General features: G+C 72.4%; 18 protein-coding genes. 9 read left to right on the forward strand and 9 right to left on the reverse strand.

Annotated elements, in window-relative coordinates:
- Window positions 1-313: 313 nt before the first annotated feature.
- On the reverse strand, window positions 314-1,807 hold the full coding sequence (locus VF330_RS12670) for an aromatic amino acid ammonia-lyase (protein WP_330851749.1): 1,494 nt from the start codon (window positions 1,805-1,807) through the stop codon (window positions 314-316).
- 63 nt (window positions 1,808-1,870) lie between these two features.
- Here VF330_RS12670 and VF330_RS12675 point away from each other — a divergent pair, with 63 nt between their 5' ends.
- The 6 genes from VF330_RS12675 to VF330_RS12700 are packed head-to-tail and all read left to right on the forward strand — an operon-like array spanning window position 1,871 to window position 9,951.
- Window positions 1,871-3,415: an NAD(P)-binding domain-containing protein gene (locus tag VF330_RS12675; protein WP_330851750.1), complete on the forward strand. Its 1,545-nt coding sequence runs from the start codon at window positions 1,871-1,873 to the stop codon at window positions 3,413-3,415.
- Window positions 3,402-4,811 (forward strand): class I adenylate-forming enzyme family protein, encoded by a 1,410-nt coding sequence (locus VF330_RS12680; RefSeq protein WP_330851751.1) that lies wholly within the window; start codon window positions 3,402-3,404, stop codon window positions 4,809-4,811. Before VF330_RS12675 ends, VF330_RS12680 begins: the two co-directional genes overlap by 14 nt.
- Window positions 4,812-4,822: 11 nt before the next feature.
- Window positions 4,823-6,376 (forward strand): NAD(P)-binding domain-containing protein, encoded by a 1,554-nt coding sequence (locus VF330_RS12685; protein WP_330851752.1) that lies wholly within the window; start codon window positions 4,823-4,825, stop codon window positions 6,374-6,376.
- Complete coding sequence (locus tag VF330_RS12690) at window positions 6,373-7,368, forward strand: alpha-hydroxy acid oxidase (protein WP_330851753.1); 996 nt, start codon at window positions 6,373-6,375, stop codon at window positions 7,366-7,368. Before VF330_RS12685 ends, VF330_RS12690 begins: the two co-directional genes overlap by 4 nt.
- Window positions 7,362-8,657, forward strand: coding sequence for a cytochrome P450 (locus VF330_RS12695; RefSeq protein ID WP_330851754.1), 1,296 nt, complete (start codon window positions 7,362-7,364; stop codon window positions 8,655-8,657). Before VF330_RS12690 ends, VF330_RS12695 begins: the two co-directional genes overlap by 7 nt.
- A 16-nt stretch (window positions 8,658-8,673) precedes the next feature.
- On the forward strand, window positions 8,674-9,951 hold the full coding sequence (locus VF330_RS12700) for a cation:proton antiporter (RefSeq protein WP_330851755.1): 1,278 nt from the start codon (window positions 8,674-8,676) through the stop codon (window positions 9,949-9,951).
- On the opposite strand, the gene VF330_RS12705 is transcribed toward VF330_RS12700, so the two are convergent.
- A complete protein-coding gene (locus VF330_RS12705; protein WP_330851756.1) occupies window positions 9,923-11,053 on the reverse strand; it encodes a glycosyltransferase in 1,131 nt (376 codons plus the stop codon). The two genes, VF330_RS12700 and VF330_RS12705, sit on opposite strands and share 29 nt — an antisense overlap.
- A 100-nt stretch (window positions 11,054-11,153) precedes the next feature.
- Here VF330_RS12705 and VF330_RS12710 point away from each other — a divergent pair, with 100 nt between their 5' ends.
- The 3 genes from VF330_RS12710 to VF330_RS12720 all read left to right on the forward strand — a co-directional run bounded on the left by VF330_RS12710 (window position 11,154) and on the right by VF330_RS12720 (window position 14,265).
- Window positions 11,154-12,599 (forward strand): phenylacetate--CoA ligase family protein, encoded by a 1,446-nt coding sequence (locus VF330_RS12710; RefSeq protein WP_330851757.1) that lies wholly within the window; start codon window positions 11,154-11,156, stop codon window positions 12,597-12,599.
- A gap of 123 nt (window positions 12,600-12,722) precedes the next feature.
- Window positions 12,723-13,160: a peptidase inhibitor family I36 protein gene (locus tag VF330_RS12715; RefSeq protein ID WP_330851758.1), complete on the forward strand. Its 438-nt coding sequence runs from the start codon at window positions 12,723-12,725 to the stop codon at window positions 13,158-13,160.
- Window positions 13,161-13,359: 199 nt separating this feature from the next.
- Window positions 13,360-14,265, forward strand: a complete 906-nt coding sequence (locus VF330_RS12720; RefSeq protein ID WP_330851759.1) for a helix-turn-helix domain-containing protein — start codon at window positions 13,360-13,362, stop codon at window positions 14,263-14,265.
- Here the strand turns inward: VF330_RS12720 and lnt are convergent.
- From lnt to VF330_RS12755, 7 genes are all read right to left on the reverse strand, one after another.
- On the reverse strand, window positions 14,242-15,720 hold the full coding sequence (lnt, locus tag VF330_RS12725) for an apolipoprotein N-acyltransferase (protein ID WP_330851760.1): 1,479 nt from the start codon (window positions 15,718-15,720) through the stop codon (window positions 14,242-14,244). The genes VF330_RS12720 and lnt overlap by 24 nt on opposite strands.
- A complete protein-coding gene (gene mptB, locus VF330_RS12730; protein WP_330851761.1) occupies window positions 15,707-17,116 on the reverse strand; it encodes a polyprenol phosphomannose-dependent alpha 1,6 mannosyltransferase MptB in 1,410 nt (469 codons plus the stop codon). The genes lnt and mptB overlap by 14 nt, the downstream gene beginning before the upstream one ends.
- Before the next feature lie 97 nt (window positions 17,117-17,213).
- Window positions 17,214-18,779 carry a sigma-70 family RNA polymerase sigma factor gene (locus VF330_RS12735; protein WP_330851762.1) on the reverse strand — a complete coding sequence of 522 codons (1,566 nt, stop codon included), beginning with the start codon at window positions 18,777-18,779 and terminating at the stop codon, window positions 17,214-17,216.
- Window positions 18,780-18,911: 132 nt separating this feature from the next.
- Window positions 18,912-19,355 (reverse strand): YdeI/OmpD-associated family protein, encoded by a 444-nt coding sequence (locus VF330_RS12740; protein ID WP_330851763.1) that lies wholly within the window; start codon window positions 19,353-19,355, stop codon window positions 18,912-18,914.
- Between the two features lie 49 nt (window positions 19,356-19,404).
- A complete protein-coding gene (locus VF330_RS12745) occupies window positions 19,405-20,463 on the reverse strand; it encodes a glycosyltransferase 87 family protein (protein WP_330851764.1) in 1,059 nt (352 codons plus the stop codon).
- Window positions 20,464-20,602: 139 nt separating this feature from the next.
- The gene (locus tag VF330_RS12750) at window positions 20,603-21,262 is read right to left on the reverse strand and encodes a response regulator transcription factor (protein WP_330851765.1); all 660 of its coding nucleotides are present in this window, start codon (window positions 21,260-21,262) and stop codon (window positions 20,603-20,605) included.
- The gene (locus tag VF330_RS12755; RefSeq protein ID WP_330851766.1) at window positions 21,259-22,410 is read right to left on the reverse strand and encodes a sensor histidine kinase; all 1,152 of its coding nucleotides are present in this window, start codon (window positions 22,408-22,410) and stop codon (window positions 21,259-21,261) included. Before VF330_RS12755 ends, VF330_RS12750 begins: the two co-directional genes overlap by 4 nt.
- Window positions 22,411-22,424: the final 14 nt, after the last annotated feature.

Genomic DNA, 22,424 nt, shown 5'->3' on the forward strand with positions numbered 1-22,424 from the left:
AGCGCACCACGGGACCAACCCGCGTTGCGGGGTTGAACTCACCGCGGGACCGACCCGCGCTGCGGCGTTGAGCACGCTGCGGCGTTGAGCGCACCGCCGGGTCGAGCGCACCGGGCGACTGAACGCACCGCGCTGCGGCGCGGCCTGGCACGGACTCGGCTCACCACGCGGGTGGCACCGGCAGGGCGTGCTGGCGCAGGGGTCCCCTTGCCGTCAGGATCCCCCGCGACCCAACTTACCGAGCTGGTCTGACAGTTCCGGTGGCTCGACCTGCGCCAAGGCCGGGGTGGCCCCGCGTCGGTATGCGGCCGCCTCACCAGCCGCGCGCGACCACCACCTCCGCCGCCACCCGCACGTCCTCGTCCAGCGGGCGGTCCGGGTCCACCGGCTCGATCGCCGCCGCCAGCGCGTCGAACAGTGCCGCGCACCGGGGTGCGGTCGGGCGGCGGGCGCCCACGTGCACGGCCTGCCGCAGGCCCAGGGCCAGCGAGCCGCACAGCAGGCGCAGCAGGTCGGCGAGGTCGTAGGCGCGCAGCGCCGCCTGGGTGCCGAACGGCACGACGTCCTGGTTGTGCAGGTTGGTCGGGAGGCTCTGGGTGCTGGCGGGCAGCACGTTGCGGCGGATCTCCGCGATGAACGCGGTGGTGGCGAGCTGCACGCCCTGCAGGCCGTGCTGCCGGCCGGGACCGGCGGCGAGCATCGGGGGCAGGCCGGTGTTGCGGGCCGGGTCTACCAGGAGGTCGAGCTGGCGTTCGGCGAGGTTGCCCAGGGACGCGGTCACCATCGCCAGGACGTCGGCGGCGTAGGCGGCGGGCTGGCCGAAGAAGTTGCCGCCGTGGGCCACGAGGTCGTCGTCCGGGAAGAACAGCGGGTTGTCGCTCACTCCCCCGAGGTCCGCGGCGACCACGCCGTCGGCGTAGCGCAGGGCGTCCTCGGCGGCGCCGAGCAACTGGGGTGAGCAGCGGATGCTGTAGGGCTCCTGCAACGCGCGGGAACCGCTGGGGACGCACCCCGTCAGCATCGAGCGCATCGACGTGCCCACCGCCGCGGCGCCGGGGTGGCCGAAGGCGGAGATCAGGCGGGCGTCGACGAAGCCGGGGTCGGCGCCGAGGACGTCCACCAGCAGGCACGTCAGGTCGGTCAGGGCGCGGTGGGAGTCCCGCACGGACGACAGGGCCAGCGCGGTGGCGGCGGTGGTGACGGACGTGCCGTTGACCAGGGCGAGCGCGTCGCGGCCGTCGAGCTCCAGCGGGGACAGCCCCGCGGCGGCCAGTGCCTCGGAGGCGGGCAGGCGGGTGCCGTCGAGGTAGGCGTGGCCGCGGCCGCGCAACGCCTGGGCGGCGTAGGCGAGCGGGATCAGGTCGCCGCTGGCGCCGACCGAGCCGTAGCGGGGGATGGCGGGCACGAACGTCGTCGCGAACATCGCGGCCAGGCCCGACACGACGTGCGCGGAGACGCCGGACAGGCCCTGGGCCAGCGACCAGGTGCGGACCAGCAGCGCGGCCCGCGCGACGGCCGGCGGGAGGTCGGGGCCCTGGCCCGCGCCGAGGTGTGCGAGGGTGTTGTCGCACTGGTCGGCGCCGGAGGAACGGCCCGCGTAGCCCACCAGGGCACCGAAGCCGGTCTTCAAGCCGTACACCGGGCGGTCGTCGTCGTACAGCGTTCCCAGGTACGCGCGGCCCCGCGCCACCCTGTCCTCGACGGCGGAGCCTGCCAGCACCTCCACCGGCGCCGCGGCGCGCAGGAGCTGCGGGACGGTCAGCGGCGAACCCAGGTCCACGGACGTGTCTGAAGCGGTCGTCGTCACGGGTCGGACGGTAGGCAGGCGATCTCAGAGAGTTCTGAGATCGCGTGGGTAGCTTCACCGGCCATGGCGTACGACTACCTGATCATCGGCGCGGGACCGGCCGGTTTGCAGCTCGCCGCACTGCTCGAGCGGGACGGTCGCGACTACGCCGTCCTCGAGCGCGGCAGCGGGGCCGGCACGTTCTTCACCCGGTACCCGAGGCACCGCAAGCTCATCTCCATCAACAAGGTCCACACCGGCTCCACCGACCCGGAACGCCGGATGCGGATGGACTGGAACTCGCTGCTGCTCGACGACCCCGACCTGCTGTTCACCCGCTACTCCCCGCGGTACTTCCCCGACGCCGACGACATCGTGCGCTACTTCCAGGACGTCGCCGACGGCCTGGAGGTGCACTACGACATCGATGTCACGCGGATCTCCCGCGACGACGACGGGTTCACCGTCCAGGACCGCGGCGGCGAGACCTGGCAGGCCAAACACGTCGTGGTGGCCACGGGCGTCTCGCAGCTCTACGTGCCGCCGATCCCGGGCATCGAGCACGCCGAGCGCTACGACACCTTCGACACCGACCCCAGCTCGTTCACCGGGCAGCGGGTGCTCGTGATCGGCAAGGGCAACTCGGGCTTCGAGACCGCCGACGCGCTGGTCGAGAACGCGGCCGTCATCCACGTCGCCGGGCCGCACTCGGTGAAGCTCGCCTGGCAGACCCACTACGTCGGGCACCTGCGGGCGGTGAACAACAACTTCCTCGACACCTACCAGCTCAAGAGCGAGAACGCGGTGCTCGACGGCACGGTCGAGCGCATCGAGCCGCGACCGGAAGGCGGTTTCCGGATCCAGTTCCGGTACGCGCGCACGGTCGAGAAGCTGCGCGAGCTGGAGTACGACCGGATCATCGCGTGCACCGGTTTCCGGTTCGACGCCTCGATCTTCGACGACAGCGCGACACCGGCGCTGGTCATCAAGGACCGGTTCCCGCAGCTGACGTCCGCGTTCGAGTCGACGAACGTCCCCGGCCTGTACTTCGCGGGCACGATCACGCAGTCGCGCGACTTCAAGAAGTCGACCAGCGGCTTCATCCACGGCTTCCGCTACGGCGCCCGCGCGCTGCACCGCGTCCTCGGCGCCCGCCACCACGACACCCCGTGGCCCGCGACCGAGCTGGAGCTGTCCCCGGAGGCCATCGGCGACGCGGTGATCGCCAGGGTCAACACGTCCTCGTGCCTGTGGCAGCAGTTCGCGGTCGTCGGCGACGTCGTGTCCGTCGACGGCGAGAGCGCGCGCTACGAGCAGGAGGTGCCGGTCGCCTTCGTCGCCGACGGCGGGCTGGGGCCGGCCGAGCACCGGTTCGTCGCGACGCTGGAGTACGGGCCGGACCACGACACCGTGGACCCGTTCGACATCACCGTCCCGCGCGTGGCGGAGAACGACGCCGTCAACGCGGCCGACGCGAGCTACCTGCACCCGGTGGTGCGCTACTACCGCCACGGCGTGCTCACCTCGACGCACCACCTGGCGGAGAACCTCGAGAACGACTGGGACCTGCCGGAGGTGCACCAGCAGCCGCTGGTCGTGTTCGTGAAGGAATGCCTTGCCGGCGCGTGACACCGAGCCGTTCCCGCGCGCGGTGCTCGACGTGCTCGGCGCCGCCGCGGACCGGCCGGTGTTCGAGCACGGCACCCGCGTGGTGACCGGCGCGGAGATGCTCGACCTGGTCGCGCGGGTCGCGGCCGGGCTGCGCGCGAAGGGACTCGGGCCCGGCGACGGGCTGGCGTTGCTGCTCGGCGTGACCCCGGAGGCGTTCGCGACGATCCTGGCGGCGCACGCGGTGGGCGCGCGGGTGGTGGGGGTGCGGCCGGGGCTGACCGACGCCCAGGTCCGGCACCTGCTCGGCCTCGACATCGCCGCGGTGGTGACGGACGCGGAGGACGGCGAGCCGGTCGCGACGCTGCCCCGCCTCGACGTCGCCGCGCTGCTCGCGCACTCCCCCGCGCCGCTGCGGTGCGAGGGACGCCCGGACGACGTCGCCCGCCTGATCCACACCAGTGGCAGCACCGGCGCGCCCAAGGCGTGCGCCCAGACCTACGCCTCGATCTCGAACGCCTGGAACGTGCGCCCGGACGCGTGGCCGCCCGTGATCAGGGACCTGGCTCCCCGGCTCGGCCGCTACCTCGTGTTCGGGACGCTGTCGAGCTACGTGATGTTCGAGTACGCCGTCCTCACGCTCACCGCGGGAGGCACGGTCGTCGCCGCCGGCGACCCCGCCGACGCGATCACCCGGCTGCGCGCGACGGCCCGCGTGATCACCGTGCCCGGCCTGGCCAAGCTGGTCGCCGCGCAGAAGTCCGCTCCCGCCGACCTGTCGACGCTGCGGGCGTTGCTGGTGTCGGGGTCGCCGCTGACCGCGGAACGGCACCGCGAGGCGCTCGACGTGCTGGGACCGGTGCTGTTCCACGGCTACGGCCAGACCGAGACCGGCATGATCTCGATGGCCGGGCCGTCCGACCCGCCCGGCACCGTCGGGACACCGCCGACGGACGTGGAGATCCGCGACGGCGAGCTGTTCGTCCGCACCCCCGCGCAGGCGAGCTCCTACTGGGGCGCCCCGCGGGAGTCCGCCGAGGTCTTCGTCGACGGCTGGGTCCGCACCCGCGACCTCGGCCGGTTCGACGACGACGGCAACCTCGTCCTGACCGGCCGCGCCCGCGACGTCGTCATCGTCAACGCGAACCTGCACTACATCGGCCCCATCGAGCACGCCGTCGCCGAACACCCGGACGTCGCCGAGGCCTACGTCGTCGCGGTGCCGGACGACGAGACCGGCGAGGCCGTGCACGCGTTCGTCGTCCCGAAGTCGGACCGCGTCCCCGAGCTCGACGAGCTGCGCGCGCTCGTCACCGCGCGGCTGGGCGCCGCCTGCGCGCCCGTGCGCGTCACCGCCATCGCCGAGATCCCTGTCGCGCCGAGCGGCAAGCCCGACAAACGCCAGTTGACCGCGTGAGGAGAGAGACCGTGTCCAGCGAGGTTTCGACGGAGTGTCTCGTGATCGGCGCCGGTCCGGCGGGGCTGCAGGCGTCCTACCTGCTCAAGCAGTCCGGGCGCGACCACATCGTGCTGGAGGCCGGTGCGGCGGCGGGGACGTTCTTCACCCGCTTCCCCCGGCACCGCCAGCTGATCTCCATCAACAAGATCCACACCGGCTGGGACGACCCCGAGCTGAACCTGCGCGTCGACTGGAACTCGTTGCTGTCCGACGACCCCGACCTGCTGTTCACGACCTACACCCCGCGCTACTTCCCGAACGCCGACGACATGGTCCGCTACCTCGGCGACTTCGCCGTGAAGAACGACCTGCCGATCCGCTACGACACCAGGGTCGTGTCGGTGACGCGGCCCGACGACTTCGTGGTGCGCGACCAGCACGGCAGCACCTACCGCGCGAAACGGGTCATCGTCGCGACCGGTGTGTCGCAGCCGCACGTGCCGGACATCGAGGGCGCCGAACACGCCGAGCACTACTACGACGTCTCGGTGGACCCGCAGGACTTCGTCGGCAAGAAGGTGCTGATCATCGGGCGCGGCAACTCGGCGTTCGAGACCGCCGACGCCCTCGTCGAGACCGCGTCGGTCATCCACGTCGCGGGCCCCGGCTCGTTGAAGCTGGCCTGGCAGACGCACTTCGTCGGGCACCTGCGGGCGGTGAACAACAACTTCCTCGACACCTACCAGCTCAAGTCGCAGAACGCGGTGCTGGACGGGCACATCGCCGGCATCCGCCGCGACGGCGACGACTACCTCGTGAAGGTCAGCTTCCAGCGCGTCAACGAGGTGATCAAGGAGATCCGCTACGACCGGGTCATCCTCGCCACCGGGTTCCGGTTCGACGCCTCGATCTTCGCCGAGGAGTGCCGGCCCCAGCTGACGATCAAGGACCGCTTCCCCGACCAGACGGCGGCGTGGGAGTCGGCGAACGTGCCGGACCTGTTCTTCGCGGGCACGATCACGCAGGCCAGGGACTTCAAGAAGTCGACCAGCGGGTTCATCCACGGCTTCCGGTACGGGGTGCGCGCACTGCACCGCATCGCCGAGCAGCGCTACCACGGCGTCGACTGGCCGAGCCGGCACGTCGCCGTCGCCGACGTGACCGAGGCCGTCATCGAGCGGGTCAACCGGACCTCCGCGCTGTGGCAGCTGTTCGCGTTCCTCGCCGACGCCGTGCTCGTCGCGCCGGACGGGACCGCCCGCTACGTGGAGGAGGTGCCGGTCGCACACCTGCACGAGGCCGTGGCGCGCGGCGACTTCGGCGACGTCGAGTCGTACCTGACGGTCACGCTGGAGTACGGGGCCGACCACGACAAGGTCAACCCGTTCGACATCACCGCGGGCCGCAACTCCCAGCAGGACACCAGCGGGCTCGACGGCCGCTACCTGCACCCGGTCGTCCGCCACTTCCGCGGCGGGGAGCTGCTGGGCGAGCACCACGTCACCGAGAACCTCGAGAACGAGTGGGACAGCGAGCAGGTGCACAAGGCACCGCTGCGGGCGTTCCTCGGCACCCGCCGGTGAACCCCGTGCTCGCGGAGCTGCACGACAAGGCCCGCGCGGTGCTCGACGAAGTCCACTACGACTTCTTCGCGGGTGGGGTCGGGGACGAGGTCGTGCTCGCCGAGAACGAGGCCGCGTTCCGGCGCCGCGCCCTGCTGCCGCGGGTGCTGCGAGGAGGCGAGATCCGGACCGACCTGCCGGTGGTCGTCTCCCCGACGGCGTTCCACAAGCTCGCGCACCCCGACGGCGAGCTGGCCACCGCACGGGGAGCCGGCGACACGGTCGTGGTGTCCAGCATGGCGTCCACCGTGCCGATCGCCGACGTCGTGGCGGCCTCACGCGGGCCGGTGTGGTTCCAGCTGTACGTGCAGCCCGACATGGCCGTCACCGAAGCGCTGGTGCGGCGGGCCGAACGGGCGGGCTGCGCCGCACTGGTCGTCACGGCCGACTCCCCCGTGTTCGGCCGGCACCGGCGCGACATCGAGCACGGCTTCCACGACCTGCCCGCCGGTCTCGCCGCGGAGAACATGCGCGACCTCGCCGGCCGGGGGCTCCTGGACATCGCGATGTCGGCCGAGGTGTCGTGGGAGCACCTCGGCCGGCTGCGCGGGATGACGTCGCTCCCGGTGTGGGTCAAGGGGATCCTCCACCCGGCCGACGCGGTCATCGCCGTCGAGCAGGGGGTCGCGGGGATCTTCGTGTCCAACCACGGCGGCCGCCAGCTCGACCTCGTGCCCGCCGCGCTCGACGCGTTGCCCGCCGTCGTCGACGCCGTGGCCGGACGAGTGCCGGTCGTGCTCGACGGCGGCGTGCGCAGCGGCGGCGACATCGCCCTCGCACTGGCGCTGGGCGCGTCGGCCGCGGGGATCGGCAGGCCCGTGCTGTGGGGACTGGCGGCGGACGGCGAGGCCGGCGTGCGGCGGGTGCTCGACGTCCTGCACGACGAGTTCCGGCACGTCCTCACGATGTGCGGCGGCGAGCTGACCCGCGACATGGTGGTGGCGCGGTGCTGAGCCGGCTGCCCGCGCGGGTGGTCGCGTTGCGCGCCAAGGTGTTCGAGAAGGTCAACGGCGACAACGCCATCACGTTCCCCAACGACCAGGTCGGCCCCGACCGCTTCCAGGAGCTCTACGGCCACCCCGCCGCCAACGGCCGCAGCAGGGGCGCCGGGCTCTCGGACCTGTTCTGGTACTGGCTCGCCCCCGGACCCGAGGTGCACCAGGAACACCTGGAGGCCGGGCCGCGCTACGACGACGTCGCCCGCACCACCCGCGCCTTCCTCGCCGGGCCGAGCGCCGAACTGTCCGCCGCCGCTACCCGCTGCACCGCCAAGGTGCTGGACGAGGTCCTCACCGGACGGGTCACCTCGGTGCGGCTGCGCGAGCTGATGATGCCGGTGTGGGCCGAGTACTTCCACGAGCTCGTCTTCGGCGAACCGTGCCCGCGCCACGCCCGCGACCTGATCGTCGCGCACGCCACCGACGTCGTGACCTCGTTGAAGTGCACGAGCTTGCGCCACCCCGCCCGCCGCGCCCGCCTCACCCGCTACCTGCGCGCACGGCTCGCCGACGTCCGGCACCCGCTGCCCGCGACGCTGTCCGAGACCGAGCAGGTCCACTACCTGCAGGGCACCTACTTCAACACCGCCGTCGTGCAGATGTCCGAGGCGATGGCCCACCTGCTGCTCGCGCTCGCCCAGCACCCCGAGGTGGCCGGCCGCGCGGGTGACGACCGGTACTTCGCCCACGTCCTCGACGAGACCTTCCGGCTCTACCCGCTGTTCGGCATCGCCCACCGCATCACCACCGCCGACATCGTGCTCGACGACGGCGTCTCGTTCCCCGCGGGTTCGGTGCTGTGCTTCAGCTACCCCGACTACCACGCCACCGGCTACCCCGACCCCGACGTGTTCGACCCCTCCCGGTGGGAGGGCACGGCGGCCCGCCACGAGCACCACATCCCGTTCGGCGTCGCCACCAACCGCCCGTGTCCGGCCTGGCGGGTCTCCCCCGTCCTGATGCGCGCGTCCGCACGGGAGGTCCTGCGCCGCGTCACGCTGCACTCCTCGGTCACGCACACCCGGTCGCTGCCCAGCCGCGGGCCGTGCCTGCTCGTCCGCCACGGCCCGCCGCCGCGGCTCCGGCTCGCGTTCCTGCGCGTGCGCGACCGCTGGGAGGACGTGGGCCGCAGCGTCGTCCAGCTCGTGCTCGGCACCGCGATGGTGCTGCACGCCCACCGGCTCCGGCCCGCGGGCACCTACTTCGACACGCACGACACGCAGGGCTGCCCGGTCCGGCACTGACCCCAGGAGATCACCCGTGAACCAGATCCACTTCGCGTTGCAGGTCTTCGCCGCGCTCGCGGTCGTGCTCGCCGCGACCACGCTGTGCGGGCGCCTCGCCCTGCTGGTCCGGCAGCCCAGGGTGGTGGGCGAGATGGTCGCCGGCGTCCTGCTCGGCCCCGCGCTGTTCGGCGCCGTCGCGCCCGGCGTGCAGGCCCAGCTCTTCCCCGCCGACGTCAAGAGCACCCTGTACGTGCTGAGCACGATCGGCCTGACGTTCTACATGTTCCTCGTCGGGTCCTCTTTGGACCACAAGCTGACGACGGGGGCCAACGCCCGCAAGGCCGGGGTGCTCGCCGTGTCCGGCATCGTGCCCACGTTCCTGCTCGGCGCCGGCGCGGCGGTCGTCTTCTACGACTCGCTCAGCCCCGAGGGGACGAGCATGTGGGTGTTCATGCTGTTCATCGGCGGCGCCCTGTCCATCACCGCCTTCCCCATGCTGGCGCGCATCCTGCAGGAGCGCGGCATCGCCAACACCCCGATCGGCGGCCTCACCCTGGTCGCCGCGGCGATCGACGACGCGGTGGCGTGGGCGTTCCTCGCGCTGATCATCGCCGTCGGCGCGTCCGGCAGCCCGTCCGGCGCGCTGAAGACGATCCTGGGCGCGGCGATCTTCGCGACGCTCATGCTGACCGTGGGCCGCAAGTGGCTCGCCAAGCTCGGCGAGCGCGCGGAACGCGACGGCAAGCTCAGCCGCGACATGATGGCACTGATCCTGTTCATCGTGCTGCTGTCCGGCTGGTACACCGACTGGATCGGCGTCTTCTCGGTGTTCGGCGGGTTCATCACCGGCCTCGCGATGCCGAAGTCGCCGGTCGTGCGCCAGGAGCTCGAGACGAAGCTGACCGACCTGAACTCCATCCTGCTGCTGCCGGTGTTCTTCGCGTTCAGCGGCCTCAACACCCGCGTGGACGGCTTCGGCTCCGGCGGCGCCCTGTGGTTCCAGCTGGCCGCGATCATGCTGGTCGCGTTCGTCGGCAAGTACGTCGGCTGCGGCTTGGTCGTGAAGGCGCAGGGCTACTCGTGGCGCTACGCCTCCGCCGTCGGCGGCCTGATGAACGCCCGCGGCCTGATGATCCTGATCTTCATCAACATCGGACTGGCCTACGACCTGGTGACGCCGGAGATGTTCGCGATCCTCGTCGCGGTCGCGATCGTCACCACGGCCGCCGCGATGCCGATCTACCGGGCGTCGCTGCCCGACCACCTGGAGGCGCAGGCGAACGTCAAGCCCTCCCCCGCACCAGTTCCGTGAGCCGCTGGACGACGGCGGCCGGGTCCGGCATGTCCGCGATCTCGGCCGCCGCCGTCAGCGCCACCCGCTTCGCCGCGTCGTCGCCGAGCAGCCGCCGGGCCGCGGTCTCGACCGCGTCCGCGGTGACCTCCGGCCCGACGAGCTTCGCCCCGGCTCCGGTCTCCACGAGCACGTCGGCGTTGACGAACTGGTCGGCGCCCTGCGGCAGCACGAGCTGCGGCAGCACGAGCTGCGGCAGCCCGGTGGCCAGCGACCCGAGCGTGGTGCCGGTGCCGCCGTGGTGCACCACGAGCGCGGCCCGGCGCAGCACGCTCGCCTGCGGCACGAACGCCGCGACGGTCACGTTGCCCGGCACCTCGCCCAGCAGCGCGGGGTCGCCGGGACCCACCGCGACCAGGACGTGCACCGGGAGCCTGGCCAAGCCCTCGACGGCGGCCCGGAGCACAGCCGTGTTGACGAACGCCACCGTGCCGAGGGTCAGGTAGACCAGCGGCCTCCCGGACGGGATCTCCGGCATCGGCACGTCGAGGTCGAACGGTGCCGGGCGCTGCCGGATGACCGTGGACACCTTCAGGACCTGGGGGTCGCGGACGGTGTCCGGCCAGAGGTCGATCACGGCGTCGCCCAGCATCAGGTCGGCCGGCTGCTCGTCCCACAGCCACGCCATGTGCTCCGCCGCCGCCGCCTGGACCTCCGGCGGCATCGAGCGGCCGATCACGTGCGACACGAACGGGATCCCGGCGTCGCGCGCGGCCTTGGCGGCGCCGACGTCGCTCTGCTCGTAGACCACCAGGTCCGGCCGGACCCGCGGCAGCAGCGGCGCGAGCCCGGCGAGCGTCGCCCTGGGCAGTACGTCGGCGAACATCGCGACCAGCACGGTGACGACGTCCGCGCCGGGGTGCCGCGTGCGCGCCTCGGTCTCGGCCTCCGCCACCGAGATCCCCGCCGCGTGCGCCTCGAACCCCAGTGCGCGGACGCGGTCGACGAAGCCCAGGCCGGTCGCGAACACGACGTCGTGGCCGGCCTCCCCGGCCGCCCTGGCGAGCGGGACCAACGGGAACAGGTGGCCGTAGGCCGGGCGGCACGAGAAGAGGATGCGCACCCCCGCGACTCTAACGATCTTCACTACTGCGGAGGGTTTCTTTTGGTCAACACTGAAATTATAGAGTTCAGTGTGCAGCCCGATGAATAGGCTCTGGAGCATGGACAGCAGCCGACAGGCCCGCGTGCGTCAGGCGTTCGACGACTTCTTCGCACCCACGAGGCCGAAGCCGCAGAGCTGGGTGCTCGACCTGTTCCGGCGCACCGCCTCCACCGTGCCCGCCTACGGGAAGCTGTTGCGCGAGAACAGGATCGACCCCGCGAGCGTGACGACGTCCGAGGACTTCCAGCGGCTGCCGCTGCTCGACAAGCAGAACTACCACGAGCGGTACCCGTTGCCGGAGCTGTGCCGCGGCGGCGACCTGACGGGCTGCGACATGATCGCCGTGTCGTCGGGGTCGAGCGGCCGGCCGACGATCTGGCCGCGGGCGCTGGAGGACGAGCTGCACGTCGCACGCCGGTTCGAGCAGGTCCTCGTCGACGGGTTCCACGCGGACGAACGCCCCACGCTCGCCGTCGTGTGCTTCCCGCTCGGCACGTGGGTCGGCGGGCTCTTCACGCAGGCGTGCGTGCGACACCTCGCCGCCAAGGGGTGCCCGATCACCGTGGTGGCACCGGGCAACAACAAGGCGGAGATCCTGCGGGTGCTGCCGGAGCTGGCGCCGCACTTCGAGCAGGTCGTGCTGCTGGGTTATCCGCCGTTCGTCAAGGACGTGGTCGACACCGGGGTCGCGGAGGGCGTCGACTGGGCGGCGAAGTCGATCAAACTGGTGCTCGCCGGCGAGGTGTTCAGCGAGCAATGGCGCGATCTCGTGTCGCAGCGGGCCGGAATTCCCGACCCGCTCACGGACGTCGCGTCTCTTTACGGCACAGCCGATTCCGGAGTGCTCGGCAACGAAACCGCGCTGTCGGTGGGAATTCGCCGGTTCCTCGCGTCGCGGCCCGGCCTCGCGCGCGAGGTCTTCGGTGACTCGCGGCTGCCGACGCTGGTGCAGTACGACCCGGCGAGCCGGTTCTTCGAGGTGCACGACGGCACGCTCGTGTTCACCGCCGACGGCGGGATTCCGCTGGTGCGCTACCGGATCGCCGACGAGGGCGGGATCTTCGCGCACGACGAGCTGCTCGCGTTCTGCGCCGGGCACGGCTTCACTCCCCCGCCAGGACCGGAGCTGCCGTTCGTGTTCCTGTTCGGCCGGTCGCTGTTCACCGTGTCGTTCTTCGGCGCGAACGTATACCCGGAGAACGTGACCGTCGGGCTGGAACAGCCCGGGATCAGCGACACCGTGACGGGCAAGTTCGTGATCGAGTCGGTCGAGGACGCCGACCGCGACCGGGTCCTGCGCGTCACCGTCGAGACCGCGCCGGGCAGGACGGCGGACGCGGCGGCGGTCGCCGAGTCGATTCGCGAGCAGCTGCTCCGGCTCAACAGCGAGTACGCGCACTACGTCCCGGCGGAGCGGCAGCTGCCCGAGGTCGTGCTGCGGCCGCACGGCGATCCGGAGCACTTCCCGGCCGGCGTGAAACACAGGTACACCCGACGATCGTGAAATGCGGTTTTGCGCCACGGAGCAATAGCTTTTCCGGACTTCCTCTTCCTGCTTAGAGTTGGCCCCGGCCGAATTCATTGACTGGGGTGGGAGGAATCCTTGAGGTTCGTTCGGCGTTTTTTGATGGCATTGCTGCCGCTCGTGGTGCTGGTGGTCGCGGGGCTCGCTGCCCCGAGCGCGCAGGCAGCGGCACCGGGTGCGCAGACCGCCGCGGTGAGCGCCGCCGCCACCGACTCCGAGACGGGCCAGGCGCTCGCCGCCTGGGACTGCAACACCGGCAACGTCTGCTTCTGGACCGGCTTCGGCGGGACCGGCAGCAGGTGCATGTGGGACGTCGCCGACTCCGACTGGACGTCGGGCACCATCAAGTGCTCGTGGGCGACGACCAAGGAGGTCAAGTCCGTCTACAACCGCGGGACGTCCTCCGCCAAGGGCGTCGTGTTCTACCGCAACACCGGGTACAACAACCGCATCGGCTGCACGAAGCAGGGGCAGAAGGGTGACCTCGCCGGCACCTACCAGGTGCGGTCGCACCAGTGGACCAGCGGCTCCTGCGGCTGATCACAGTTGACGCGCGGAAACCGGTTCCCCGGCCCCAGCCCCGGAACCGGTTTTCGTTGCGGAATTCGGCGGAGTGACAAGACCAGTATTGTGATCCACGGTGACCTGGCCTGGGGAGGTTGCTGTGTTGCGCATCCATTTTTCCGCGAAGGATCTGGAGCGTACGCAGGTAGCAGAAAGGGTGGATCCGCTCTGGGAAATGGTGTTCAGCTGGCTGCGGCTGACCGAACTGGACTGCGGCCTGATGCTGCAGCCGTGGTTGCGCGACATCCGGCGCAACGGTGACCGCGACGTGATCAGGTCCGGCGTGCGCATGTGGTCCGTGCTCGCGCCGCTGGGGCCGTACTTCCCCGACCTGCTCACCCCGCCGGAGGGCTCGCTGGGGCTGGGGAGCGCGCTCGACGCGATCCGGTCGACACCGCGTCACCGGCTGAAAGACGAGTTCCGGTTGCTGGACGACGTCCGTCCGACTCCGTCGTGGACCCGTCCGGTGGCCGCGGGCGACGGTGCGGCGCTGCTGGAGCTCACCGAGGCGATGGCCCGCTACCACGGCGCCGTCGTCGAGCCCTACACCTCGATGATCGAAGAGGCGGTCGAGACCGACCGCGTGCACAGGACGGGCGTCGCGGGCGACGTCGACGCACTGCTGCGGGGCATGTGGCCGTTGATGAACTGGCGCGCGCCGGTGCTGGAGGTCCAGTACGCGTGCGACCGGGATCTGCACCTCAACGGGCGCGGGCTGCGCTTGGTGCCGTCGTACTTCTGCCGCGGCACCCCCGTCGCGTTCGCCGACCCCGGACTGCCGCCCACGGTGGTCTATCCGCTGCACCACGACTGGACGTGGCAGCGGCAGCTCGCGAGCGGACGCCGTCAGGAGGGGGCGCTCGCGGCGTTGCTCGGGACCACCCGGTCGGCCGTGCTGGCCGCCGTCGGTGCCGGTGCGACGACGACCGAGCTGGCGGAACGGCTGGGGGCCTCGCCCTCGTCGGTCAGCCGGCACACGACCGTGCTGCGCGAGGCCGGTCTGCTCACCACGGAGAGGCAGGGACTCTCCGTGCTGCACCAGAGGACGTTGCTCGGATCAGCCCTGCTGGGCAACAACTGAGGCTCGGCGGCGCGACCACAGCCCGATCACGCACGCGGCGACCGCCGCGCCCGTGAGCAGGACGTGGATCGCGCCGCCGAACCTCGTCGCGAACGTCACGTCCGTGCGCAGCGGCACGCTGTCGACCATCAGGGCGTCGGTGAACATCCCCGTGGACCGCACGACGCTGCCGTCGGGGCGCACCACCGCGCTCACCCCGCTGATCGCCGCGACCACGACCGCGCGCCCGTGCTCGATCGCCCGCAGCCGGGCCATGCCGAGCTGCTGGTAGGTCATCTCGCCGCGGCCGTACCAGGCGTTGTTCGTCGGCACGACGAGCAGCTGGGCGCCCGCCGCGGCGCTCTCGCGCAGGACGTAGTCGTAGGCGACCTCGTAGCAGATGCCGACGCCGACGCGGGTGCCGGCGATGTCGAGCACGCCCGGTTCGGTACCCGCCTCCAGGTCGGGCTGGTCGGCGAACGGCGTCACGAGCCGGGCGAGGTCGCGCAGCGGGATGTGCTCGGCGAACGGCACGAGCTCCTGCTTCGCGTACGACTCGCCCGCTCCGGTGCCGGGCTGCCAGGCGATGACGGAGTTCCGGTTGTCGCGCAGCGCGCTCACGAGCGTCGGTACGCCGAGGTCGGTGATGGCGCGGTCGAGCACCGGGTCGCGATCGCGGGTCCGGGTGGCGCTCTCCGGCCACACGACCAGGTCGGGCTTCGGCACCGAGCCGCCGCGGATCAGCGCGGCCAGCTCCGCGGTCTTGCGCAGGTGGTTGGAGCGCAGGGTGTCACCGGCGGTCAGCAGGTCGAGGCCGATGTCCGGCGCGTTGCCCTGCACGACCGCGACGGTGCGCTGCCCGTTCTGCGCGTCGACCGCGACCAGCGGGCCGACGGCGAGCGCGGCCGCGAAGGGCAGCAGCGCCCAGCCCCGCCGCCACTCGCGGATCCCCGGCAGCCAGGCGGCCAGCCCGAACCCGGTCACGACCACGGCGAACGTCACGAGCGGCGCGCCACCGACCACGGCGAGCCGGGCGAACGGACCGTCGACCTGCCCGAACGCGATGCGGCCCCACGGGAAGCCGTTGAACGGGATCAGGCCACGCGCGGTCTCCTGGAGCACGAACAGCAACGCCGCCCACACGGGAGCGCCCGGCAGACGTGCGACCAATGGCACCAGCGCCATGACGGCGGAGACGAACAGCGCCATCAACGCCGAGAGCACGAGCCACGGCCAGGGACCGAAGTCGTCGCCGAGGAAGTGCTGGATCCACCACAGGTGCGGCAGGAAGAACGCCAGCCCGAAGGTGAACCCGAGCCCGGCCGCACGCCGTCCGCGCACGTCCTTGAGCGCCAGCCACAGCACCACGAACGCCGGGACGGCGAGCCACCAGACCGTGCGCGGCGGGAAACTCAGCGCCAGCGCGCCGCCCGCCAGCGCGGCCGCGCCGTAGCGGCCGAGGTCAGCCCTGCGCAACGGACACCCGCGCCCGGCGCAGGACGAGGTACGCGGCCCCGACCAGTGCGATCCCGACGACGTAGGCCGTCACGAGCTCGGCCACGCGGCCGGTGAAGTTACCGGCGAGCGGCGGCACCAGCAGCGCGAACACGCCCACGAGCACGGCGACCCGAGTGCGCCACCTCCCCGCCGGCAGGCACGCGGCCAGCGGCAGCACGGCCCACAGCAGGTACCACGGCTGGATCACCGGCCCCAGCACCACGATCAGGCTCATCATCATCCCCAGCGCCGTCACCTCGGAGACCCCGCCGCGCAGCTGCCGGTGCACCACCACGGCCAGCCCGCACAGGATCAGCACGAGCCCCGCGATCCGTGCCGAGGAAATCATCGCCTGACCGGCTTGCGGCCCCGACACCGCACCCGCCAGGAAGCCCGGCCAGTTCGTCGGCGCCATCCAGCTGTTGATCTTCGACGGCGTCCCGAGCGCCTGCAGCCAGCCGAACCCGGTGCCGCCCGCGAGCGACGTCACGGCCGACACCGCGGCCGCCGCGGCGACCATGCCCGTGCCCGCCGCCAGGAACCGGACCGGGCCTCCGCCCAGCCGGCGGGCCAGCGCCGTGCCGACGACGGCGAGCGCGACCAGGGCGGGCAGCTTGACCTGCGCGCCCAGTCCGACGAGGACGACACCGGCCGCGAACGGCCACCACTTCAGCTCCGGCAGGGCCTGCACCGCGATGACCGTGCCGGAGAGCATCAGGCCGAGCATCAACGCGTCGTTGTGGACACCGCCGACGAGGTGCCAGAGCACCAACGGGTTCAGCACGCCCAGCCACAACGCCGTGCGCTCCTCGACGCCCGCCATCGCCGCGAGCCTCGGCACCGCCCAGACCACCAGCAGCAGGCCGAGCACCGCGACCAGGCGGTACAGGACTATGCCCGCCGTCGCGTCGCCGCCGGTGACTTCGGCGATCGCGCGTTCGATCGTGTTGAACAGGGGCCCGTACGGCGACGGCGTCTCACGCCAGTAGACGCCGACCCGCGCCACGGCCTCCGCGCTCGCGCCGGCCGCCGGGCTCATCACGTTGGGGTCGAGGCCGTTGGCGGCCACCTCGCCCTGCGCGAGGTAGCTGAACACGTCGGCGCTGAACAGCGGCGGCGCCACCAGCAGCGGGGCGCACCACCACGCGAGCGTGCGCCGCAGCCACTGCCCGTCCGGCCCGGTGCGGGCGAGCAGCGCCCAGGTGAGCACGACCAGTCCGGCACCCGCGATCGCGGCGCCCAGCGCGAGCGCCGTGCCTCTCGCGGCCCACGCGCCGGCGGTGAGCAGGAGCGCACCGCCGAACCCCGTCCAGCGCAGCAGTTCCGGGGTGTCGGTGGTGACCTGGGCGGGCCAGCGGTAGGTGACGGTCTGCACCGTGCAGAGGTTGCTGTGCCTCGCGGTCGGCGCGCGTCCGCCTGCGGTCGCGCTCCCACGTACGCCTGGAGGATGATCTTTTTTCGACCTGAGTAGGTCAACTTCCGGCGAAGTCGTGCGTCATCCACACGGTTCCCTTGGCGTCGCGGACGACCACGATGCCGATGCGGGTGGACGACCTGCTCAGGATGTTCTTGCGGTGGCCGTCGTTCGGGGGCTTCTCGTCGATCATGCCCTGGGTGAGGCCCAGCGCCATCTTGGAGATCGGGTCGACGGCGTCCTTGACCGGTCCGCCCATGCCGACGTTCTCCGCGACCGACGACCACTTCACGCCCGCCGCGGTGCTGCGTTCGCCGAGCCCGCTCTCGCCGGGGCACTGGTGCGACAAACCACAGCCGTTGGCCATCATCGCCCTGGTGTGGCGGTCGGCGGCCGCGACCAGCGCGGGGTCGACCGTCAGCGCGGGCAGACCGGCACCGGCCCTGGTGTCGTTGATCAGCGCGAGGACGCGTTCCTCGGGCGTCGGCACGCGCACCGGTTCCGGCGTCGGGGTCGTCGTGGTCGTGGTCGTCGTCGTGGTGGTGGTGGTAGTTGTCGTGGCGGACGACGGGGTGGCGGAGGAGACGGGCGGTTCGGTCGAGCCGGTGACCGTGGCCGAGGTGACGCTGGTGCTCTGGATGGCCACGACGACCGGCGGGTCGGACGGGCGCAGCACCAGCACGCCGGTGACTCCCAGCACCGCGCACACGGCCGCGGCGCCCGCGGCGGCGAGCAGGGGCTTGGTGGAGACGAACCCGGCGAGCTTCACGAACGGTCCTGTCGATTCGGCGAGGTGGGCGGCGGTGTGCGCGACGGGCGTGACGTCGCCCAGGTTCTCGAGCAGTCGCGGCAGGTAGGAGGCGGGGACGGTGAGCAGTGCCGCGCCGGTGAGGATCCGTTCGACCGGCATGGCGTCGTCCACGCCGCGCCGGCAGCGGCCGCACTCGTCGACGTGCCGCAGGAGCCGCTTGCGCCACAACGGGCTCGGCTCGCCGTTCCAGCCCTGCGCCGCCCGGTCGAGGTTCGCGCACCTCGGCTCCACCGACAGCGCGCGCACCAGGTGCCGGACCGTCTCCAGCCGCCCCTTGAGGCGGCTGACCCGCACCGTGACGGCGTGGGCGTTGAGGTCGAGCGCGTCGGTGACCTCGGCCCGCGTCAGCTGCCCGACCCGTTCGAGCGTCCACAGTGCCAGCAGCTCGCGGTCGGCGGGGTCGAGCCACCGCGCCGCCTCGTCGACCTCGCGCCGCTGCTGGGCGAAGTGCAGCCGGGAGAGGGCGACCTCGACGAACTCGGCGCCGGGATCGGCCCGGTCGTACTCCTCCAGCGGCGCAGGCGCCATGTCCCGGCGCCGGTAGTGCTCGCGCACCTGGTTGATCGTGACGGCCACCAGCCACGACCGGAACCGGTCGGGCTCCCGCAGCGCGTCGATGCCGCGGATCACGCGGACCATCGTCTCCTGCACCACGTCGTCGACGTCGGCATCGGCGTGCAGCGCCCGACCGGCGACGTTGTAGACCAGCGGCAGGCAGGCCGCGACCACGGCGTCGAGCGCCGCCCGATCACCGGCCCGCGCGGCCTCGACCTGCTCCGCGTCCACCTGCCCCAGCCACTCCCGACCCGTCACGTCCGCACCCTTCGCCCGACGACTTTCCGTACGCCCTGGGGAGACCGGCGAGTCTCACGTCAGGTCACAGAAAGAGGGCGAATTGGTGAGCCAGGTCACACGCGACGGTGGCCACTGCGGGCCGGGCGTGGCTCAGGACAGCTCGGCGATGATCTTCTCGATCCGCCGCGCCCGCGTCGCGGGCTGTTTCGCCGCCGCCACCGCCTCGGCCCGTTGCCGTTGGTTGCTGTAGGACAGGGCGGTGAACGCGGCGCGGGCGGCCGGGTTCTGCTCCAGTGCCGCGGCGAGGTCGTCGGGCACCTCGACAGTGCGTTCGGCCAGGTCCGGTTCCAGCGCGACCTCGACGGTGTCGCCGGCGGCGACACCCGCGGCCTCCCGGTTGGCGGCACTGAGCGGCAGCAGGAAGACGCCGTCGCGCACGGCGACCGTGCTGCGGTAGGTGTGGCCACCGATGGTGACCGTCACCTGCGGCTTCCTGCCCTGGCCGAGGGCCTCGACGACGTCGGCCGGAACGCGCAGGCCGGTCGCGGTCTTGCCGCCGAGCTCGACGGTCGTGGTGAACGTGTGGCGCGCCAAGGTCCGGCCTCCCGGGGTCGACAGTCCACCCGGGATGGTAGGCACGCGGTCACCGCACCGCAGGCCGGCGGACGTGGACCAGTGCCACGCCCAGCGTTCCCAACGCCGCCAGGCCGGCCAGCACGTAGGCGTTGCCCGCCACCGACTCCAGCGGCGTCCACCGCAGCTCCTGCCCTTCGCCGCGCGGCACCAGCGCGAACAGCCATCCCGTGCCCAGCACCACGACCGCCGCAGCGAGGACGAACCGGCGCCGGGCGAGCAGGACCGCGCACAGCGGCGCCACCCACACCCAGTGGTGCGTCCACGAGATCGGGCTGACGAGCAGCCCGGCGAACGCCGTCACCAGCACCGCCGCCACCGGGTCGCCGCGCAGGTGGAAGGCGCGCGCTACGCAGGCCGCCACGGCCAGCACCATCAGGACGAGCACGGCAAGCAGCACCGGAGAGCCGTCCGCGGCGCGGTGGACCAGGCCGCTCACCGACTGGTTGCCCCACCACGCGTTGCCGCTCGCCTTGTTCGCGCCCAGCATCTCCGAAGTCCAGTACCGGACCGCGTCGCCGGGCAGGAGCACCAGTCCCGCGACGGCGAGCCCGCCGAACGCGGCCAGCGCCCTCGCCGCGTCCCGGGGGCGTCCGGTCACCAGCAGATGCGCCACGAAGACCAGCGGCGTCAGCTTCACCGCCGCGGCGACGCCGACCAGCACCCCGGAGAACCGGGACCCGCGCAACGCGAGGACGTCCACCAGCACCAGCGCCATCAGCAGCACGTTGACCTGCCCCAGCCCGACGGTCCGCCAGACCGGTTCCAGGCACAGCAGCAGCGGCAGCGACCACGCCGCTCCCCCGGCGAGCCGGACCGAGGCGCCCAGCGCCGTCACCGTCCCGGCCGCGAGCACTCCCCACGCCAGCTGCACGGGCAGGGCGGCCAGGGGCAGGAACACCACGGCGGCGATCGGCGGGTAGGTGAACGGCAGGGCGGGTGACCAGTCCGGGATGGCCGCCAGCGGGGCGTAGAGCGGCTGTCCGTGGAGCAGCGCCAGCGCACCCGCCCGGTACACCCCGCTGTCCACTCCCAACGGTCGCCCGAAGATCCACCACACAACCGACACCAGGAACAAAACCGCAGCTGGAAGGGCTGATTTGAGCACCAGGCCGACGCTAGGAGCGATGGCGCCGGACCACGTCCCGCCCGAGTGGTGTCCTGCCGTGCCCCGCCGGTACCGGTCCGGCCGGGCCCGTACCCCGGTACTACCCGGCGGGCACCACCAGGCCGCACTCGTAGGCCAGCACCACGGCCTGGGCCCGGTCGCGCAGACCGAGCTTGGTCAGCACGCGGCTCACGTGGCTCTTCGCGGTCTGCTCGGCGATGGTCAGCGCGCCCGCGATCTCCGCGTTGGACAGTCCCCTGGCGATCAGCCGCAGCACCTCCACCTCGCGCGGGGTGAGGTGCCGCAACGCCGCGTCCGACGGCTTCCCCGGCGCGCGGTCGGCGTAGGCCGCCACCAGCCGCCGGGTGACCGACGGGGCGAACAGGGCGTGTCCCGCGGCGACGACGCGCACGGCGTTGATGAGGTCGGACAGCGGCGCGTCCTTGAGCATGAACCCGCTGGCGCCCGCGCGCAGCGCCCCGTAGACGTGCTCGTCGAGGTCGAACGTGGTCAGCACCAGCACCTTCGGCGGCGCGTCGCCGGACCCGACGATGTGGCGGGTCGCCTGGAGCCCGTCCATCACGGGCATCCGCACGTCCATCAGCACCACGTCGGGCGCGAGGTCGCGGGCCAGCGCCACCGCCTCGGCGCCGGTGCCCGCCTCCCCGGCGACCTCGACGTCGGGCTGGCTGTCCAGGGCGACGCGGAAGCTCTCCCGGACCATCGCCTGGTCGTCGACCACCAGCACCCTGATCGTCACGCGGTGTCCTCCCGGTGCAGCGGCAGCTCCGCGACCACCTCGAAGCCGCCGTCGGGGGTGCGTCCGGCGGTGAGCTCGCCGCCGAGCACGCGCACCCGTTCGGCCATGCCGGCCAGGCCGTGCCGGGGACGGGCGGGGTCGTCGTCGAGCACGGGCCGGGTCGCGGCGGCGTTGCGCACGTCCACCCACAGCACGCCGCCGCTCTCGGTGATCTCGACCGAGACCGCTCCGCCGGGCGCGTGCCTCCCGCTGTTGCTCACCGCCTCCTGGACGATCCGGTACGCCGACAGCCCGACACCCGCGGGCACCGGTCCGGCGTCCGCGCGCAGCGTGATCTCCGCGCCGGCCTGGCGAAACCGGGCCACCAGGTCGTCCACGTCGGACAGACCGGGTTGCGGCGCGGTCCCGTCGCCGTCCCCGTCGCGCAGCACCACGAGCATCCGCCGCATCTCGGTCAGCCCGTCGCGGGCCAGCCGCTGGAGCACGTCGACCTCCTCGCGCACCTCCGGCGCCAGGCCGGGCAGCCGGTACTGCACGGCATCGGCACGCAGGACCAGCGCGGACATGTGGTGGCTGACGACGTCGTGCAGCTCGCGGGCGATGCGGGTGCGTTCCTCCAGCGCGACCAGCCGGGTCTGCTCGGCGTGGCGCAGGTCGTCCGCCTCGCGGCGCCGGCGGACCGCGTTGCCCAGCACCACCGCGCCGGCCGCGAGCAGGCCGGGCAACCCCGCGTCACCCCAGTCGTCGAGTCGCGGCCAGGTCGCCGCGAACGTGACCGCGAGGACCACCGCCACCACCGGGACGTCGTGCCGCAGGGCGACCCGGTAGAGCAGGAACCCGGCCGCGACCGTCAGGCCGAGGGTCCACGGCCAGCCCCACTCCAGCTCGGGGCCGGTGCGGCCTTCGTAGACACGCGGAAGCAGGAGGACCAGCAGCACCGCGAGGAACCAGGACACCATCAGGTTCCGCGCCGCGAGCAGCACCGGTATCGCAGTCGCCACGCCGCAGGCCAGGTTCACCCCGTGCAGGCCGTCCGGGCGGTACAGGAACGTCGGGACGATCGCGAGGAGGAAGCACACGACCGCCATGAGGTGCGTCGCCGTGATCCGGCGGGCCACCGCTGACCTGATGCCGCGCAGCCCTTCCACACGTCCACGGTAGC

Origin of the sequence: Lentzea sp. (assembly GCF_036380075.1) — a bacterium.
Lineage (GTDB): Bacteria > Actinomycetota > Actinomycetes > Mycobacteriales > Pseudonocardiaceae > Lentzea.

What these genes read in the sequence shown, in the direction of transcription:
- VF330_RS12675 (WP_330851750.1), top strand. Translation starts at nt 1,871, where the DNA reads ATGGCGTACGACTACCTGATCATCGGCGCGGGACCGGCCGGTTTGCAG.
- VF330_RS12710 (WP_330851757.1), top strand. Translation starts at nt 11,154, where the DNA reads ATGGACAGCAGCCGACAGGCCCGCGTGCGTCAGGCGTTCGACGACTTC.
- VF330_RS12715 (WP_330851758.1), top strand. Translation starts at nt 12,723, where the DNA reads ATGGCATTGCTGCCGCTCGTGGTGCTGGTGGTCGCGGGGCTCGCTGCC.
- VF330_RS12720 (WP_330851759.1), top strand. Translation starts at nt 13,360, where the DNA reads ATGGTGTTCAGCTGGCTGCGGCTGACCGAACTGGACTGCGGCCTGATG.